The organism is Streptomyces sp. NPDC031064 (assembly GCF_055570965.1).
Genome location: NZ_JBVIGF010000004.1, coordinates 555,539 through 571,916, shown reverse-complemented (window position 1 = coordinate 571,916; position 16,378 = coordinate 555,539). Strand labels below are relative to the sequence as shown.

General features: G+C 72.4%; 17 protein-coding genes and 1 tRNA gene. 7 read left to right on the top strand and 11 right to left on the bottom strand.

Annotation, left to right across the window (positions count from 1 at the left end):
• Positions 1 to 63: 63 nt before the first annotated feature.
• Positions 64 to 528 (bottom strand): GatB/YqeY domain-containing protein, encoded by a 465-nt coding sequence (locus tag ACZ46W_RS18035; RefSeq protein ID WP_468338433.1) that lies wholly within the window; start codon positions 526 to 528, stop codon positions 64 to 66.
• 78 nt (positions 529 to 606) lie between these two features.
• Here ACZ46W_RS18035 and ACZ46W_RS18030 point away from each other — a divergent pair, with 78 nt between their 5' ends.
• The 3 genes from ACZ46W_RS18030 (at position 607) to ACZ46W_RS18020 (ending at position 2,379) form a co-directional block, all read left to right on the top strand.
• Positions 607 to 1,545: a metallophosphoesterase gene (locus ACZ46W_RS18030; protein ID WP_468338430.1), complete on the top strand. Its 939-nt coding sequence runs from the start codon at positions 607 to 609 to the stop codon at positions 1,543 to 1,545.
• 140 nt (positions 1,546 to 1,685) lie between these two features.
• Positions 1,686 to 1,759: transfer RNA gene (locus ACZ46W_RS18025), tRNA-Pro, on the top strand.
• A 254-nt stretch (positions 1,760 to 2,013) separates the two neighbouring features.
• Entirely contained in the window at positions 2,014 to 2,379 is a 366-nt protein-coding gene (locus tag ACZ46W_RS18020) for a DUF7144 family membrane protein (protein WP_468338427.1), read from the top strand.
• Here ACZ46W_RS18020 and ACZ46W_RS18015 read toward each other — a convergent pair.
• A complete protein-coding gene (locus ACZ46W_RS18015; RefSeq protein ID WP_468338424.1) occupies positions 2,376 to 3,203 on the bottom strand; it encodes a class I SAM-dependent methyltransferase in 828 nt (275 codons plus the stop codon). The two genes, ACZ46W_RS18020 and ACZ46W_RS18015, sit on opposite strands and share 4 nt — an antisense overlap.
• A gap of 77 nt (positions 3,204 to 3,280) precedes the next feature.
• Here ACZ46W_RS18015 and ACZ46W_RS18010 point away from each other — a divergent pair, with 77 nt between their 5' ends.
• The gene (locus tag ACZ46W_RS18010; RefSeq protein WP_468338421.1) at positions 3,281 to 5,092 is read left to right on the top strand and encodes a S9 family peptidase; all 1,812 of its coding nucleotides are present in this window, start codon (positions 3,281 to 3,283) and stop codon (positions 5,090 to 5,092) included.
• Between the two features lie 22 nt (positions 5,093 to 5,114).
• Entirely contained in the window at positions 5,115 to 5,888 is a 774-nt protein-coding gene (locus ACZ46W_RS18005) for an SURF1 family protein (protein WP_468338418.1), read from the top strand.
• Between the two features lie 138 nt (positions 5,889 to 6,026).
• On the opposite strand, the gene ACZ46W_RS18000 is transcribed toward ACZ46W_RS18005, so the two are convergent.
• From ACZ46W_RS18000 to ACZ46W_RS17980, 5 genes are all read right to left on the bottom strand, one after another.
• Positions 6,027 to 7,256 (bottom strand): hypothetical protein, encoded by a 1,230-nt coding sequence (locus ACZ46W_RS18000; protein WP_468338415.1) that lies wholly within the window; start codon positions 7,254 to 7,256, stop codon positions 6,027 to 6,029.
• A complete protein-coding gene (locus ACZ46W_RS17995) occupies positions 7,253 to 7,969 on the bottom strand; it encodes a SigE family RNA polymerase sigma factor (protein WP_468338412.1) in 717 nt (238 codons plus the stop codon). Before ACZ46W_RS17995 ends, ACZ46W_RS18000 begins: the two co-directional genes overlap by 4 nt.
• Before the next feature lie 307 nt (positions 7,970 to 8,276).
• Positions 8,277 to 9,332, bottom strand: coding sequence for an aspartate-semialdehyde dehydrogenase (locus ACZ46W_RS17990; protein WP_468338410.1), 1,056 nt, complete (start codon positions 9,330 to 9,332; stop codon positions 8,277 to 8,279).
• 25 nt (positions 9,333 to 9,357) lie between these two features.
• A complete protein-coding gene (locus tag ACZ46W_RS17985) occupies positions 9,358 to 10,629 on the bottom strand; it encodes an aspartate kinase (protein WP_126887848.1) in 1,272 nt (423 codons plus the stop codon).
• A gap of 216 nt (positions 10,630 to 10,845) precedes the next feature.
• The gene (locus ACZ46W_RS17980) at positions 10,846 to 11,877 is read right to left on the bottom strand and encodes a YncE family protein (protein ID WP_468338406.1); all 1,032 of its coding nucleotides are present in this window, start codon (positions 11,875 to 11,877) and stop codon (positions 10,846 to 10,848) included.
• 125 nt (positions 11,878 to 12,002) lie between these two features.
• Between ACZ46W_RS17980 and ACZ46W_RS17975 the strand changes: the two genes are divergently transcribed.
• Positions 12,003 to 12,926: a LysR family transcriptional regulator gene (locus ACZ46W_RS17975; protein ID WP_468338403.1), complete on the top strand. Its 924-nt coding sequence runs from the start codon at positions 12,003 to 12,005 to the stop codon at positions 12,924 to 12,926.
• Here ACZ46W_RS17975 and ACZ46W_RS17970 read toward each other — a convergent pair.
• From ACZ46W_RS17970 to ACZ46W_RS17960, 3 genes are all read right to left on the bottom strand, one after another.
• Positions 12,919 to 13,578: a DUF5063 domain-containing protein gene (locus tag ACZ46W_RS17970; RefSeq protein ID WP_468338400.1), complete on the bottom strand. Its 660-nt coding sequence runs from the start codon at positions 13,576 to 13,578 to the stop codon at positions 12,919 to 12,921. The genes ACZ46W_RS17975 and ACZ46W_RS17970 overlap by 8 nt on opposite strands.
• On the bottom strand, positions 13,571 to 14,170 hold the full coding sequence (recR, locus tag ACZ46W_RS17965) for a recombination mediator RecR (RefSeq protein ID WP_064067261.1): 600 nt from the start codon (positions 14,168 to 14,170) through the stop codon (positions 13,571 to 13,573). The genes ACZ46W_RS17970 and recR overlap by 8 nt, the downstream gene beginning before the upstream one ends.
• A 101-nt stretch (positions 14,171 to 14,271) precedes the next feature.
• Positions 14,272 to 14,613, bottom strand: a complete 342-nt coding sequence (locus ACZ46W_RS17960; RefSeq protein WP_079136718.1) for a YbaB/EbfC family nucleoid-associated protein — start codon at positions 14,611 to 14,613, stop codon at positions 14,272 to 14,274.
• A gap of 273 nt (positions 14,614 to 14,886) precedes the next feature.
• Between ACZ46W_RS17960 and ACZ46W_RS17955 the strand changes: the two genes are divergently transcribed.
• A complete protein-coding gene (locus ACZ46W_RS17955; protein WP_366128333.1) occupies positions 14,887 to 15,639 on the top strand; it encodes an SLATT domain-containing protein in 753 nt (250 codons plus the stop codon).
• 81 nt (positions 15,640 to 15,720) lie between these two features.
• Here the strand turns inward: ACZ46W_RS17955 and ACZ46W_RS17950 are convergent, their stop codons facing one another.
• Positions 15,721 to 16,371, bottom strand: coding sequence for a hypothetical protein (locus ACZ46W_RS17950; RefSeq protein WP_468338396.1), 651 nt, complete (start codon positions 16,369 to 16,371; stop codon positions 15,721 to 15,723).
• Positions 16,372 to 16,378 lie beyond the last annotated feature (7 nt).

The window sequence follows — 16,378 nt, the reverse complement described above, 5'->3', positions numbered from 1 at the left end:
CGGCCGGCGGCCAGGCCCGCCCGGGCCCGCCCAGGGCCGCCCGACGTGCGAGAGGCCCCGGCCTCAGCCGGCCAGGAGCTGCTTGACCACGGCGGCGACCCGGCCGCCCTCGGCGCGTCCGGCCACCTTCGGGTTCACGATCTTCATCACGGCGCCCATGGCGCGCGGGCCCTCGGCACCGGCCGCCTTGGCCTCCTCGACCGCCTGGGCCACGATCTGCTTCAGCTCGTCGTCGCCGAGCTGCTGCGGCAGGTACGCGTCCAGGACGGCGCCCTCCGCCTTCTCACGCTCGGCCTGCTCGGTACGACCGCCCTGCCCGAAGGCCTCGGCCGCCTCACGGCGCTTCTTCGCCTCCTTGGCGATCACCTTCTGCACCTCGTCGTCGGAGAGCTCGCGCTTCTCCTTGCCCGCGACCTCCTCCTTGGTGATGGCGGCGAGGGTCAGCCGGAGCGTCGAGGAGCGCAGCTCGTCGCGCTCCTTGATCGCGGCGTTGAGGTCTTCCTGCAGCTTGGACTTGAGCGTGGTCATGCGGACAAGTGTGGCAGGTGCGGTGACCTGCACGCCCGCGCATTTTCCGCGTCCTCGCCGTTCTGGGACGATGGCGTCATGCGCGCGCGATACGGAGTCCCCCTGAAAGTCACCGCAGGAATCGCAGCGGTCGGCGCGGCCGGCCTGGCCTACGCCGCCGGGTTCGAGGCCCGGTCCTTCCGGCTGCGGCGGATCACCGTCCCCGTACTGCCGCGCGGGACACGGCCGTTGCGGATGCTCCAGGTGTCGGACATCCACATGGTGAGCGGTCAGCACAAGAAGCGGGCGTGGCTCCAGTCGCTGGCCGGGCTGCGGCCGGACTTCGTGGTGAACACCGGCGACAACCTCTCCGACCCGAACGGCGTACCGGAGCTCCTGGACGCGCTCGGCCCGCTGCTCGACTTCCCCGGTGTGTACGTCTTCGGCTCCAACGACTACTACGGCCCCAAGCTCCGCAACCCGGCCCGCTACCTGATCGAGAAGGCCCAGGGCCGGCACGGCCTGAACGGCAACGCGCCGGCCGTCGGAGTCGTGCACAACCCCTGGGAGGAGATCCGCGACACCTTCGACACGGCCGGCTGGCTGAACCTCACCAACACGCGCGGCCGCCTCAAGCTGGACGGCCTGGAGCTGGCCTTCACCGGCCTGGACGACCCGCACATCAAGCGCGACCGCTACGAGCGCGTCGCCGGCGGCCCGGAACCGGACGCCGACCTCTCGGTGGGCGTCGTCCACGCCCCCTACCTCCGCTCGCTGGACGCCTTCACGGCCGACGGCTACCCCCTGATCCTCGCGGGCCACACCCACGGCGGACAGCTCTGCATCCCCTTCTACGGGGCGCTGGTCACCAACTGCGACCTGGACACCGACCGCGTCAAGGGCCTCTCCACCCACCACGCCGCCGGCCACACCGCGTACCTCCACGTCTCCGCCGGCTGCGGCACCAACCGCTACACCCCGGTCCGCTTCGCCTGCCCCCCCGAGGCGACGCTCCTGACACTCACCCCGAGGGACTGATCACCCCCGGCGACCGACCCCCGCCCGTGGGCCCCGGCAGGGGCCCCGGCAGGGGCCCCGGCAGGGCCGCGAAAACCGGATTTCGTCTCCGGGCGCCGGTGGGCTAAAGTAAACGACGTCGCCGGGACACACGGTGACATCGGGGTGTAGCGCAGCTTGGCAGCGCGCTTCGTTCGGGACGAAGAGGTCGTGGGTTCAAATCCCGCCACCCCGACAGAGAAGTACCAGGTCAGGGGCCTGATCCGCGAGAGCGGGTCGGGCCCCTGAGTGGTTTCTGGAGAACAGCAGCCGCTCGGGGCCCCTCACCCGGATGGGCTCGTCAGGTCGCCGGGGTGGTGGGGGCGGGGGCACGCTCGGGGAATGAGCAACCCGTCCGAGGGGCCTGGGGGCCCGGTTCAGCACGCGTATGCACACCACACCAGTCATGAGGAGCATCGGGGCGGGGGCGGGTGGGCTTCCGGTGGGGTGATGTTCGCCGGCGTGCTGATGATGGTGGGGGGCGTGCTCGGCATGCTCCAGGGGATCGCGGGGATCGCCGAGGACGACATCTACGGGCGCGTCGGGGAGTACGTCTTCGAGTTCAACGTCAGCGCGTGGGGCTGGATCCACCTGGTGCTCGGGTTGTTGGTCGCCGCCATCGGTGCGGGCATCCTCAGTGGGGCGGAGTGGGCGAAGGCGAGCGGGGTGGCGCTGGCCGCGCTCGCCGTGATCGCGAACTTCATCTGGCTGCCGTACCAGCCGGTCTGGGCCATCGTGTCGATCGCGATCGCCGTGTTCGTGATCTGGGCGCTGTGCACGGAGGACACGACTCCAGTGGCGCCCATGAAGCATTAGGCCCTGGTGGCCTTGAGGGAGTACATCAACGGGATACGGGACCGGTCCGGCGGGAAGCGGTAGTAGCCGTCCTCGTGCCGGGAGAGCGCCTTGAAGCGGGCGAACAGCGAGACGTCGTGTTCGTGCAGGAACTCGATGCGCAGGCCCGTCGCCGCGAGGGCGGAGACGACCTCGCCGATGGGGTGTTGCCACTCGACGCTGCGGTTGTGGACGGTGGGGGCGTCGAAGTCGGCGTACGTACCCGATGCCTCGTCCAGCCACGCGTCCCGGGCGAAGTAGTCGTGGATCAGCCGTGAGCCGGTCTCGTCGTCCAGGATGTCGGTCAGCGGATGGAACTCCGCGAGGTACAGGAACCCACCGGGCGCGACGAGCGACGCGGCGGTCTCGGCCCAGCGGGTCACGTCCGGGAGCCAGTTGAGGGCACCGACGCCGGTGTAGACGATGTCGTACGCCGTGTCGGGCACCGCCTCGGCGGCGTCGTACACGTCGGCGGCCACGAACGCGGCCCGCTCGGGCGTGAGCCCGATGTCGCCGGCGAGGGACCGGGCGACCTCGACGGCCGGCTCGGAGAAGTCCAGCCCGACCACCCGGGAGGCACCGCGCCGGGCCCAGGACAGGGTGTCCAGCCCTATGTGGCACTGGAGGTGAAGCAGTGAGAGTCCGGTGACGTCACCCACCTCCGCCACCTCGAAGTCGCGCAGCACGTCCTTGCCGGCCCGGAAGCCGTCGAGGTCGTAGTAGTCACTGGCGACATGGACGGGTACGCGCTCGTCCCACAGGGACCGGTTCGCCTCACGCCAGTCGTCGGGGGTCGGTGAGTACATGCGCCGGAGGTTATCCACAGGCTGCGGACGACGCGAGCGGATTTCTGGGCCTTGTGGGCATCGGGTTTCATGGACGCATGACTGAGCCGACAGAGACGCAGACCATGCCCGACTGGGAGAAGCGGTTCCGGGCGCCACGGGTGTCGTTGCCGGAGTGGGCGTGGGACGCGCCGGGCAGGGCGCTGTTCGTGTCGAACGCGACCGGGACGTACGAGCTGTACGCGTGGGACCGGGACAGTGGCCGGCAGCGGCAGGTCACCGACCGGCCGAACGGGACCACGGACGGCGTGTTGTCGCCGGACGGGGAGTGGATCTGGTGGTTCTCGGACACGGACGGCGACGAGTTCGGGGTGTGGATGCGCCAGCCGTTCGGGGGCGGGGAGGACGAGGCGGCGGTGCCCGGGCTGGCGGCGTCGTATCCGGCGGGGCTCGCGATCGGGCGGGACGGGACGGCGGTGGTCGGGCGGTCGACGGACGAGGAGGGGTCGACGATCCATGTCGTGCGGCCCGGACAGCCGCCGGTGGAGATATACCGGCACCGGGAGTCGGCCGGGGTCGGGGACCTGTCGCACGACGGGACGCTGATCGCCGTCGAGCACACCGAGCACGGTGACGCGATGCACGCGGCGGTCCGGGTGGTCCGGCCGGACGGGGCCGTGGTGGCCGAGCTGGACGACACCAAGGGCGGGACCGAGGAGCTGGGTCTCAGCGTGCTGGGGTTCGCGCCGGTGGACGGGGACACCCGGCTGCTGGTGGGGCACCAGCGGCGCGGGCGCTGGGAGCCGATGGTGTGGGACGTGGCGTCCGGCACCGAGACGGAGCTGGGGCTGGACCTGCCCGGAGACGTGTCGGCGGAGTGGTACCCGGACGGCTCGGGGCTGCTGGTGGTGCACAGCTTCGAGGCGCGCAGCGAGTTGTGGCGGTACGAGATCGCGACGGGCCGGCTGGCTCGGGTGGACACCCCCGCCGGGTCGGTGTCGAGCGCGACGGCACGGCCGGACGGGGCCGTGGAGTACCTGTGGTCGTCCGCCGAGCGGCCGCCGGTGGTGCGGTCCACGGCGGGCGGCGTCGTGCTGGAGCCGCCCGGCATGAAGGCGCCCGCCTCGGTGCCCGTCGAGGACGTGTGGGTGGACGGCCCCGGCGGGCGCGTCCACGCGCTCGTGCAGCGGCCGGCCGGGGCGGCGGGACCGCTGCCGACGGTGTTCGAGATCCACGGCGGGCCCGCCTGGCACGACAGCGACGCGTACGCCGCCGCCCCGGCCGCCTGGGTGGACCACGGCTACGCGGTGGTCCGGGTCAACTACCGGGGCTCGACCGGGTACGGGCGCGAGTGGACGGACGCGCTCAAGCACCGGGTCGGGCTGATCGAGCTGGAGGACATCGCCGCGGTACGGGAATGGGCGGTCGCCTCCGGCCTCGCCGACCCCGGCCGGCTGGTCCTGACCGGCGGCTCCTGGGGCGGTTACCTCACGCTGCTGGGCCTGGGCACCCAGCCCGACGCCTGGGCGCTGGGCATCGCCGCCGTACCGGTCGCTGACTACGTCACGGCGTACCACGACGAGATGGAGGCCCTGAAGGCCCTGGACCGCACCCTGTTCGGCGGGTCGCCGGAAGAGGTGCCCGAGCGGTTCGAGGTGTCGTCGCCGATCACGTACGTGGACCGGGTGCGGGTGCCGGTGTACATCTCGGCCGGCGTGAACGACCCGCGCTGCCCGATCCGGCAGATCGACAACTACGTCGACCGGCTCGCCGCCCGGGACGCGGTGCACGAGGTGTACCGGTACGACGCGGGGCACGGCTCCCTCGTGGTGGAGGAGCGGATCAAGCAGGTGCGGCTGGAGCTGGACTTCGCCGCCAGGCATCTGGGGACCCGGCGGGAGGGGATGTGACGGTGTTCCGTACCGTGGGGGTGTGTACCGGTTCCTGACGACGCCCCGCTGGTGGGGGATCAACATCTTCGTCGTGCTGGCGATCCCCTTCTGCGTGTTCATGGGGACCTGGCAGCTCGGCAGGTTCGAGGACCGCGTCGACTCGCACCAGGAGGCGGAGCGGCGGCCGGAGGCGGGCTCGGTGAAGGCCGCGCCGCTGGATGAGCTGCTGCCGGTCGACAAGGAGACCTCCGGCCGCCACGCCACGGCGACGGGGCGGTACGGGGAGCAGTTCCTGGTCCCCGGGCGTGAGCTGGACGGCAAGGCCGGCTCGTACGTCCTGACCCTGCTGCGCACCGGGACCGGCAAGTCCCTGCCGGTGGTACGCGGCTGGCTGCCCGTCGGCGGCAAGGCGCCGGTACCGCCGGCCGGCGAGGTCACGGTGACCGGCGCCCTCCAGGCGTCCGAGCACACCGGCAGCGCGGGCGTGCACGCCACGGGCGCCCTGCCCCGCGGGCAGGTCGGCATGATCAGCGCGGCGTCCCTGGTGAACGTGGTCCAGGACGACGTCTACGACGCCTGGGTCACGCTCACGGACTCCCCGGCGGGCCTGACACCGGTTCCGGCGGCCGCCGCGGAGGGCAGCGGGCTGGACCTGAAGGCGTTCCAGAACCTGGGGTACACCGGTGAGTGGTTCGCCTTCTCGGGCTTCGTGCTCTTCATGTGGTTCCGCCTGTTCCGCCGGGAGGCCGAGCAGGCCCGCGACGAGGCGCTGGGCCTGGCCCCGGCGGCCGAGGCCACGGTCGGCTCGCGCTGAACCACCAGCGCTGAGCCGCCAACGCTGAGCTCCAGCCCTGAACCACCAGCCCTGAGCCACCGGCGCCCGCGGGGCGCACCCGGTCCGCCCCGGCTCTCCGGGGCGGTACCCAGGCACCGCGCTGAGACGGCTACCGCGCTACTGCACCGGCAGCAGACCCGTGCGGTAGATCGTGCCCGCGCACGCGTTCGGGATCGTGGCCTCCGCCGACGGGGCGCCCGGCTGCGCGGTGTGGGTGACCGCGACGCTGCCCTCCGCGCGGGTGCCGTCGCCGTCGTCCTCCTTGCCGAGCTGCGGCTCCGTGGCCGTGCCCGTGTCGGTGCCGTCCGAGCCGGTGGTGCCCGAGGACGTACCGCCGTCGGTGGGCGGGGTCGGGTCGGGCGAGGGCTCACCGCCGCCCGTGCCCCCGCCGCTGCCGCCGCCGTTCACGGGGCACGTCTCGCTCGGCACCCAGGCGAACCTCACCTCGTACGCGCCCGAGGGCTTGAGCAGCAGCGGCGCGGCCGCCTCCTGGGACGGGTCGGGAAGGCCCGTCGCGGGGTCGCCCGCCGCGTGGTCGGCGACCGTGATCTTCGCCTGGTCGGCCGCGCCCATCGCCCGGAAGGCGACGCCGCCGGCGCCGGTGACCGAGCAGTCCGTGCCCGACACGTTGGTGATGCGGAACGTCCCGTACACCTTGCCCTCGGCGTCCGGCTGGCCGGCCTCCGCCCCCGCCACACCGAGCTGGGACGGCTGGCACGCGGGTACGTCGTCCGGGGCCGAACCGGTCGGCGCGTCCGTCCCGCCCACGGTGCCGTCCGAGGCGCCGGCCGGGGGCTGTCCCGGCTGCTGCGGGGACGCGCTGCCGCCCTTGCCACCGCCGCCCGGCACCTCGCCGGCCTCGGCGCTGGGGGCGCCCGGCCCGCTGGTCTCGCCGCCGACCTCCTCGCCCGTGCCGCCCTGCACCTGCTCGCCGTGTCCGGCGTTCACGGGGCGGTCGCCGGAGGTGCCGCCGGAGCTCGCCACGTGGACGAACGCGGGGACCGCGGTGCCGAACAGCAGCGCGGCCGCGGCGGCGCCCACCAGGGCCTGGCGCTTGCGCGCCCGCCGCGCGGGAACCGCCCGGCGCAGGTGCTCCAGGGTGCCGTCGGCGGGTTGCAGGTCCTGGACCGCTCCGTGGAGCATCCGGCGCAGCGCCAGTTCGTCGGCGCCCAGTTCATCGAAGCCCTCACCGAAGGCCTTGCCGAAGTCCGGGAGGTCCCTTTCCGGTCCGTCGTTCATATCCGGCCCGTTGTTCACAATTCCGTTCCCAGTCCGGTCGTTCTCGTTCAACGGCCCGTCCGGCCCGTCGGGCCCGTACTGCTCGAACCCGTGCTTGTGCTCACTCATGCCGTGGCCTCCATGGCGACGCGCAGCGCCGCGATGCCACGTGACCCGTACGCCTTGACCGAGCCGAGCGAGATGCCGAGCGTCTCCGCGACCTGCGCCTCGGTCATGTCGGCGAAGTACCGCAGCACCAGCACCTCGCGCTGGCGGCGCTGAAGGCCGCGCATGGCCTTGATCAGCGCGTCGCGCTCGAGCTGGTCGTACGCGCCCTCCTCCGCGCTCGCCATGTCGGGCATCGGCTTGGAGAGCAGCTTCAGGCCGAGTATCCGGCGGCGCAGGGCGGACCGGGACAGGTTGACCACGGTCTGCCGCAGGTACGCCAGGGTCTTCTCGGGGTCACGCACGCGGCTCCGCGCGGAGTGGACGCGGATGAACGCCTCCTGGACGACGTCCTCGCACGAGGCGGTGTCGTCCAGCAGCAGCGCGGCGAGACCCAGCAGCGACCGGTAGTGGGCGCGGTAGGTCTCGGTGAGGTGGTCGACGGTGGTACCCGCGGTCGTCACCGTCCCGGCGCCCTCGGCGGCGCGCTGTGACGGGATGCGGGTCGTACGCCTAGCGGCGGGCACGGGCGCGATCACCGGCATGCCGCCGGGCTGACGGGGCCGCCGGAGCGGGCGCACCACGCCCATGCCCACGCCGACCCCGACTCCGACCCCTGCCCCCGCCCTGCGGGCGCGGAGCGGAGCCACCGCTGTGATGTCGAGTACCTCTGCCACGCCTGTTGGACACGCTTCCCCCCGCCAGGGTTGTACGCGCACGCAGCCGCTTTCGACGGTGCGTCGTTTGCCCTCATGCGTACCCGCTCTTCCCCAATGCCCCGATACAGCGGCCGCCATGAAGGGGCGACCGCTTAGACGCTTCCCGCCCGACCACCGGTTGCAGTAAGGGGGACAGCATCGTCGAACATGCCATCGCCCCAGTTCAAGTGGCACAGACCGAAGACTTGCTCACAGGGCGTTCACAGATCCTACAAAGATCCACCGGCCCGTTCACCGGGGTTTGGGCCCGGATCAGGCCGAACGGTCAGGCCGAGAACTCGGCGGCGATGGCCTCCGCGATCTGAGCGGCGTTCAAAGCGGCGCCTTTGCGCAGATTGTCGCCGCAGACGAACAGCTCCAGCGCCCGGTCGTCGTCGAGCGACCGCCGCACGCGCCCCACCCACGTCGGGTCGGTGCCCACGACGTCGGCCGGTGTCGGGAAGTCCCCGGCCGCCGGGTCGTCGTACAGCACCACACCGGGCGAGGTCGCCAGGATCTCGTGTGCCCGCGCGACCGTCACCTCGTGCTCGAAGCGCGCGTGCACGGAGACGGAGTGGGCGCTCACCACAGGCACCCGCACACACGTCGCCGCCACGCGCAGCCCGGGCAGGGCCAGGATCTTGCGGGCCTCGTCGCGCACCCGCAGCTCCTCCGAGGACCAGCCGCCCTCCTGGACGGAACCGGACCACGGCACCACGTTCAGCGCGAGCGGGGCGGGGAAGGGACCCGTGTCGTCGCCGACGGCCCGGCGTACGTCCCCGGGGCAGGTGCCCAGCTCCGTGCCGGCGACCAGCGAGAGCTGCTCGCGCAGCGCGCCGACGCCACCCTGTCCCGCGCCGCTCGCGGCCTGGTACGCGGAGACGACGAGCTCGCTCAGGCCGAACTCGGCGTGCAGCGCGCCCACCGCGACGATCAGCGCCAGCGTGGTGTCGCCGGGGCACGCGACGATCCCGCGCGGGCGTACGCGTACGCAGTGCGGGTTGATCTCGGGGACGACCAGCGGGACGTCCGGGTCCATCCGGAACGCCGGCGAGGCGTCCACCACCACCGCGCCCTTGGCGGCCGCGATCGGCGCCCACTGGGCGGCGACGGCCTCGGGCACCAGGAACAGCGCCACGTCGGCGCCCTCCAGGGCCTCCTCGCCGAGCGCGAGGACCTCGACCTCCTCCCCGCGCACGGCCAGCTTGCGGCCGGCCGAGCGCGGGGAGGCGATCAGGCGTATGTCGCCCCAGACGTCGGCGTGCTGCGACAGGATCTGGAGCATCACCGCACCGACGGCCCCGGTCGCTCCCACGACCGCGAGCGTCGGCTTGCGGCTCACCGGGCCCACCGGGCCCCTCGCGAGGTCACCGCCCGGTGCCTCCGTACACCACGGCCTCGTCGGAGTCGGAGTCGAGACCGAAGGCGGTGTGGACGGCGCGGACGGCCTCGTTGACGTCGTCGGCGCGCGTCACGACCGAGATGCGGATCTCCGAGGTCGAGATCAGCTCGATGTTCACGCCCGCGTCGGACAGCGCCTCGAAGAAGCCCGCCGTGACGCCCGGGTTGGTCTTCATACCGGCGCCGACCAGGGAGATCTTGGCGATCTGGTCGTCGTAGCGCAGCGACTCGAAGCCGATGAGGGCCTTCTGCTTCTCCAGCGCGTCGATGGCCTTGCGGCCCTCCGACTTCGGCAGCGTGAAGGAGATGTCGGTCAGCCCGGTCGACGCGGCGGAGACGTTCTGCACCACCATGTCGATGTTGATCTCGTTGTCCGCGATGGTGCGGAAGATCGCGGCGGCCTCGCCCGGCTTGTCCGGCACTCCGACGACCGTGATCTTCGCCTCGGACGTGTCGTGGGCGACACCGGAGATGATGGCCTGCTCCACCTTGCGGTCCCCTCGCGGTTCGTTGCTGACCCATGTGCCCTGGAGCCCCGAGAAGGACGACCGGACGTGGATCGGGATGTTGTAACGGCGTGCGTACTCGACGCAGCGGTGCAGCAGCACCTTGGAGCCGGAGCTGGCGAGCTCCAGCATGTCCTCGAACGAGATCCAGTCGATCTTCCGGGCCTTCTTCACGACCCGGGGGTCGGCGGTGAAGACGCCGTCGACGTCGGTGTAGATCTCGCACACCTCGGCGTCGAGCGCCGCGGCGAGCGCGACGGCGGTCGTGTCCGACCCGCCGCGCCCGAGGGTGGTGATGTCCTTCTTGTCCTGGGACACGCCCTGGAAGCCCGCGACGATGGCGATGTTGCCCTCGTCCAGCGCCGTACGGATCCGGCCCGGCGTGACATCGATGATGCGCGCTTTGTTGTGGACCGAGTCGGTGATGACGCCTGCCTGGCTGCCGGTGAAGCTCTGGGCCTCGTGGCCCAGGTTTTTGATCGCCATGGCCAGCAGCGCCATGGAGATCCGCTCTCCGGCGGTCAGCAGCATGTCGAACTCACGCCCGGCAGGGATCGGCGATACCTGCTCGGCGAGATCGATCAACTCGTCCGTCGTGTCGCCCATCGCCGAAACCACGACGACCACCTGGTGGCCGTTCTTCTTGGCATCGACGATTCGCTTGGCGACGCGCTTGATGCCTTCGGCATCGGCAACGGAGGAGCCTCCGTACTTCTGCACGACAAGGCCCACGTGCGCTCCTCGCTCAGTCCGTTTGCGGTCAGCTCAGTCTAACGAGCGGCCGGGAAACGCCCCTTCCATACCACATCGTGAGATGTCCCGCTCACGAAGTGATCATCGCGGGGCGCCTCACGGCCGCTCGGACTGTGCCTGCCCGGGGCCCGGCGAGGTACGCGGAATGTGGGCCGGGTCACCTCGCCCCCGGCCGGGTTCCGCTGCTCACGCTGTTCACGCGGACGGTACGTACGCCATCCCGTGCGCCCCCGGTTCGCCGGACCGGCCCACCTCCAGGGTCGTGACGACCCGGCCCGCCGCCAGGTCCACCACCGTCACGGTGCTGGACGAGACGGCGGCGACGTATCCGTACCGCCCGTCCGGCGACGAGGTGATCGTCAGCGGGAAGGCGCCCACGTCGAGGCGGGCCCGCTCGCCGAGGTCGCCGTCGCAGTCGTACACGTGCAGCACGCCCGGCCCCTGGCCGCCCAGCGCCGACCGCCCTGCCGTCATCCGCAGCTCGCCGGCCAGCAGCAGCCCCGTCGACGTCACGTGCACCGGGAAGACGACGCCCTCGGTCGGCAGCGTGCGGACGACCCCGCCGGTCGCCGTGTCGACGACCCGCACCCCCGCGTCCCGCACCGGCCCGCCGCCGAAGTCGCCCTTGGGCGCCGCCACGTACACCTGGCTCCCGTCCCGGGACACGGCGATGCCCTCGCTGCCGGGCACCCCGACGCGGTCCACGAGCGCGCCCGACCCGGTGTCCACGACCGACACGAACGGCGCCTCCTTGTTCGCCGTGTACGCGCGCGTGCCGTCCGGTGTGAGCGTGAACCAGTGCGGCCCCGGCGCCCCGACGGCCACCCGGCGCACCGGGCGCAGCGACTCGGCGTCCAGCGCCACCAGCGCCCCGTCCTCCCCGTCGGACGCCCCCTCGACGCTCACCCACAGCAGCTCCCCCGACGGGTCGAGCGCGATCCCGTGCGGCGCCCACTCGGGCGCCAGGTCGACGACATCGGTGACCCGGCGCCCGTCGGGGTCGAGGACGACCAGCTCACGCGCCCGGCCGCCGTTGGCGTGGTAGTAGCCGGAGCGGTACGTGACCGTGCAGTACAGCCGCCGCCGTGCCGCGTCGAAGTGCAGCTCGTGCGGCTCGTGCGGTACGACGGCCTCGCCGAGCCGGTCGTACGTCACGGCGTCGAAGAAGGTGACCGTGGGGCCGCTCTGGCTCACCACCGCCAGGACGTCGTTGTGCGTCTTCGTCATGCGCCCAGCTTCCGGACCCCGCCCCATTGACTCCAGTGCAATGCTGGCAAGGTGTCTTTGCGGCGCACGCAAACGGTGTGGTCGGGTCGCGGGCGGACGCGCCCGCCTGTGAGGGGAGTCACCCGGTGGAACCGCTCGATCCGGAGCTGGGCCCGAGGCTCGACCTGAACCTCCTGGTCGCCCTGGACGCGCTCCTCGAAGAGGAGAGCGTCACCGGCGCCGCCGCCCGCCTCCACCTCTCCGCCCCCGCCATGAGCCGCGCCCTCGGCCGCATCCGTGCCGCCCTCGGCGACCCCGTCCTCGTACGCGCCGGTCGCCACCTCGTGCCCACGCCCCGCGCCGTCGAGCTGCGCCCACGCGTCCACGCCGTGGTCGCCCAGGCCCGGGAGGTGCTCGCCCCCGAGCCGGTCACCGACCCGGCCGCCCTCACCCGCCGGTTCACCGTCCAGGCGAGCGACCTGGTCCTCGCGGAATTCGCCGCCCCGCTGCTCACCGCCGTCGCCCGCCGGGCTCCTGGTGTCACCCTCCGCTTCCTCCCCGAGAGCCTGGAAGGCACACCGGCGCTGCGCGACGGGCGCCTGGACCTGGAGATCGGGGTCATCGGCCACCCGGACCCGGAGACCCGGACCGAGGCGCTGGGCGAGACCGGCCTCCTGGGGGCCGTACGCCCGCGTCACCCTCTCGCGCGTACGAAGGTCACCGCACGGGCCTTCGCGTCCGCCGAGCACATCGGCGTCTCCCGGCAGGGCCGGGTGCGGGGCCCGGTCGACGACGCGCTCGCCGCGCGGGGACTGCGGCGCCGGGTCGTCACCGTCGTACCGAGCTGGTCCGCCGCCCTCTTCCTGTGCCGCGAGACAGACCTGGTCTGCCTCGCCCCGGCCCGCGCCGCCGAGGCGCTCGGCCTGCACACCTTCGAGGTGCCCCTGGAGCTCCCGCCGCTCGCCCTCGGCATGGCGTGGCACCCCCGCAACGACGCGGACCCGGCGCACAGATGGCTGCGCGACCGGGTCCGTGCGGCCTGGAACGCCGACGACGGGGGTGCTACTTGACCGTGCGCATCCCCAGCGGGCCGAGGATCTCCTGGGCCATCACCCGGCCCGCCTCCTCCGCGAGGGCCTCCTCGGTCATGTCCTCGTCCGTGTCGAGGCCGTCCAGCTCCTCCAGCGGCTGGTCGAGCCGGACGTGCGAGACCAGCGACTGGAGGGCCCGCAGGGTCGCCGAGGCGGTGGGTCCCCAGTTGGAGAAGTACGAGAACTGCCACCACCACAGGGCCTCCGTGGTGCGGCCCGCCCGGTAGTGGGCCAGGCCGTGGCGCAGGTCCATGATGATGTCGGCCAGGTTGTCGGAGATCCGGCACGGCACGGGCGCCTTGCGGGGCTCGTAGGGGTCGAAGACCTCCGAGAAGACGTCCACCGGGTCGAGCATGGTCGCGAACCGCATCCGCAGCTCGTCGACGTCCACGTCCGGACCGGTGTCCGGCTCGTACCGCTCCTCCGGGATGATGTCCTCGTGCGCGCCCAGCCGGCCGCCGGTCAGCAGGAGCTGGGAGACCTCCAGCAGCAGGAACGGGACGGCGCTGTCGGGCTCGTCGCCCTTGGCCACTTCCGTGGTGGCGACGATGAAGGACTCGATCGAGTCGGCGATCTGGACCGCGAAGCTGTCGGGGTCCAGCGAGTGCGCGTGCAGTGTGGCGTCAGACATCGAGGAGTCGTCTCCCTTCGAACGCACGCCCGAGCGTGACCTCGTCGGCGTATTCCAGGTCTCCGCCAACGGGGAGTCCGCTGGCGAGGCGCGTCACCTTCAGGCCCATGGGCTTGACCATGCGCGCCAGGTACGTCGCGGTGGCCTCCCCCTCCAGATTGGGGTCGGTCGCCAGGATCAGCTCGGTGACCGTTCCGTCCGCCAGCCGGGCCAGCAGCTCGCGGATCCGCAGGTCGTCGGGGCCGACGCCCTCGATCGGGCTGATCGCGCCACCGAGCACGTGGTACCGCCCACGGAACTCGCGCGTCCGCTCGATCGCGACGACGTCCTTCGGCTCCTCGACCACACAGATGACCGCCTCGTCACGGCGCGGATCCCGGCAGATGCCGCACCGTTCCTCCTGCGCGACGTTGCCGCACACGGCGCAGAACCGCACCTTGTCCTTGACCTCCAGGAGGGCATGGGCGAGGCGGCGTACGTCGGTGGGCTCGGCCTGGAGGATGTGGAAGGCGATCCGCTGGGCGCTCTTGGGACCGACGCCTGGCAGCCTGCCCAGCTCGTCGATGAGGTCCTGAACCACGCCTTCGTACAACGGAACGCCTCTCCTGGAGTGCTGTGATGCTTACGGTAGTTGCTGTGCGGACGGGTTAGAAGGGCGGGCGCCGGGCCCGTCCCTCCCGGTCCGGACGGCGCCTAGAAACCCAGGCCCGGGATGCCGCCGCCGCCCAGGCCCTGGGCGAGCGGGCCGAGCTTGGCCTGCTGGAGCGCCTGCGCGTTCTCGTTCGCGGCCTGGACGGCGGCGACGACGAGGTCGGCGAGGGTCTCGGTGTCCTCCGGGTCGACCGCCTTGGGGTCGATGACCAGGGAGCGCAGCTCGCCCGCGCCGGTCACCGTGGCCTTCACCAGGCCGCCGCCCGCCTGCCCGTCGACCTCGGTCTGCGCCAGCTCCTCCTGGGCGCGGGCGAGGTCCTGCTGCATCTTCTGGGCCTGCTGGAGGATCTGCTGCATGTTGGGCTGGCCACCACCGGGAATCACGGTCACTCCTGGCATTTCGACGATGAGTATTCGGTATGCCGAGCCTACGTGGTCGCCGGACGGTGTGCCCCATCCACACGGCTTCACTCTTTCGTGTGAGAAACGGGCGTGCCCCCTAGCTGATCAAGCCCCTCTTGCGGGCGGAAATACCGGGATTTCGCGCTTCCGGCCCACCATTCGGCGGTAGGAAAGGGCATGCGCACCAGTACGCACACGCGCATCGCACCGCCCGCACGTTACGGATTGTCACGCAGAGCGCAGAGGAGTGCCCCGGTGAGCCAGCCGGAGATGCAGCCCGGGGGCCCCGCCCGGGGGGAGGGCGACAGCCACGACCGGTACGGCGGCCACGGCGGCGATCTGACCGGGCGGCCGTTCCCGCTCGGCGACTGGGGCGAGCCGGCGGAGCGGCTGGACGAGCTCTACCGGTGGGTCGAGGGCCAGGCGCTGCGGACGGCCGAGTGGTACCTGGAGGACCGCACCTGGAAGCGGCGCGGCGCCCGTACGCTGCGGATCGGTACGGCGCTGGGCGCCATCGCCGGCGCCGGGCTGCCCCTGCTGGACCTGACGGGCGCGCTGGACGGGGCGTCGGGGTGGGGGTACGTGTCGCTGCTGCTGGGCGCCGCGTGCCTGGCCTGCGACCGGTACTTCGGCTTCACGTCCGGGTGGATGCGGGACGTGGCGACGGCGCAAGCGGTGCAGCGGCGCCTCCAGGCGCTCCAGTTCGACTGGGCGGCGGAGAGCATCCGGGAGGTGCTGGGACCGACGGAGGGCACGGCGAGCGAGGCGGCGGAGCGGTGCCTGGGGGTGCTGCGGCGGTTCTCGGAGGACGTCACGGAGCTGGTGCGGGCGGAGACGGCGGACTGGATGGTGGAGTTCCGCTCCGGCCCGGCGCCGCTGGTGATGCAGTCGACGCTGTCGTGCGCGCCGCCCCGCGCGGAGGGCGGCGCCCATCCCTCCGGGCGCTTCCCGCTCCCGCCGGGCACCCGCCCCAACATGCCGCGCCAGCGCCCGCCGGAGCCCCGCTGAGCCCGTCCCGAGGGCGGACCCGGGGGGGCGACCCGGGCGTCGGGCCCGAGGGGGTCGGGCCCGGGAGGTCGGGCCCGAGGGTCAACTGAAGATGATCATCGAGCCCTGGCCCAGGCTGCGGGTGGCCGCCGCGTGGAGCCCCAGCCACACGTGCCGTTCACGGGCGAAGGGGCTCTCGTCGTACGGGATCGGCCCCGCGGGCTCCTCCAGGGCCGTGGGGTGGTCCGGCGGGTGCGGTGCGGCGGGGGGGTTCGCGGGGTCGATGCCGATGGACGGGGCGACGTACTCCAGCTCGCGCAGCAGGCCCTGGGCGGAGCCCAGTGGGCCGCCGCCGGCCAGCAACTCCTCGTTGGACAGCGGCGCGGGGAAGTCGACGGGCACGTACGCGCCCGCGTGGTCGTAGTGCCACACCAGGTGGGACTGCTGGGCCGTCGACTCGAACATCTCCAGGAGCTGCTCGTAGTCGCCGCCCAGTTCGTCGACCGGGGTGACGGCGAGGCCGCAGATCTGGAGCAGGTAGGCGCGGCGGAGGAAGTGCAGGGCGTCGTAGTCGAACCCGGCGACCGGCGCGACGTCGCCCGACAGGCCCGGCATGTAGGCGAAGACGGGCACGGTCGGCAGGCCCGACTCGGTGAGGGCCTTGTCGTACGCGGCGATCTCTTCCGCGAAGGGGTTGTCGGGGCTGTGGCACAGCACGTCGACGAGGGGGACCAACCACAGGTCACAGGCCAAGGGAGAC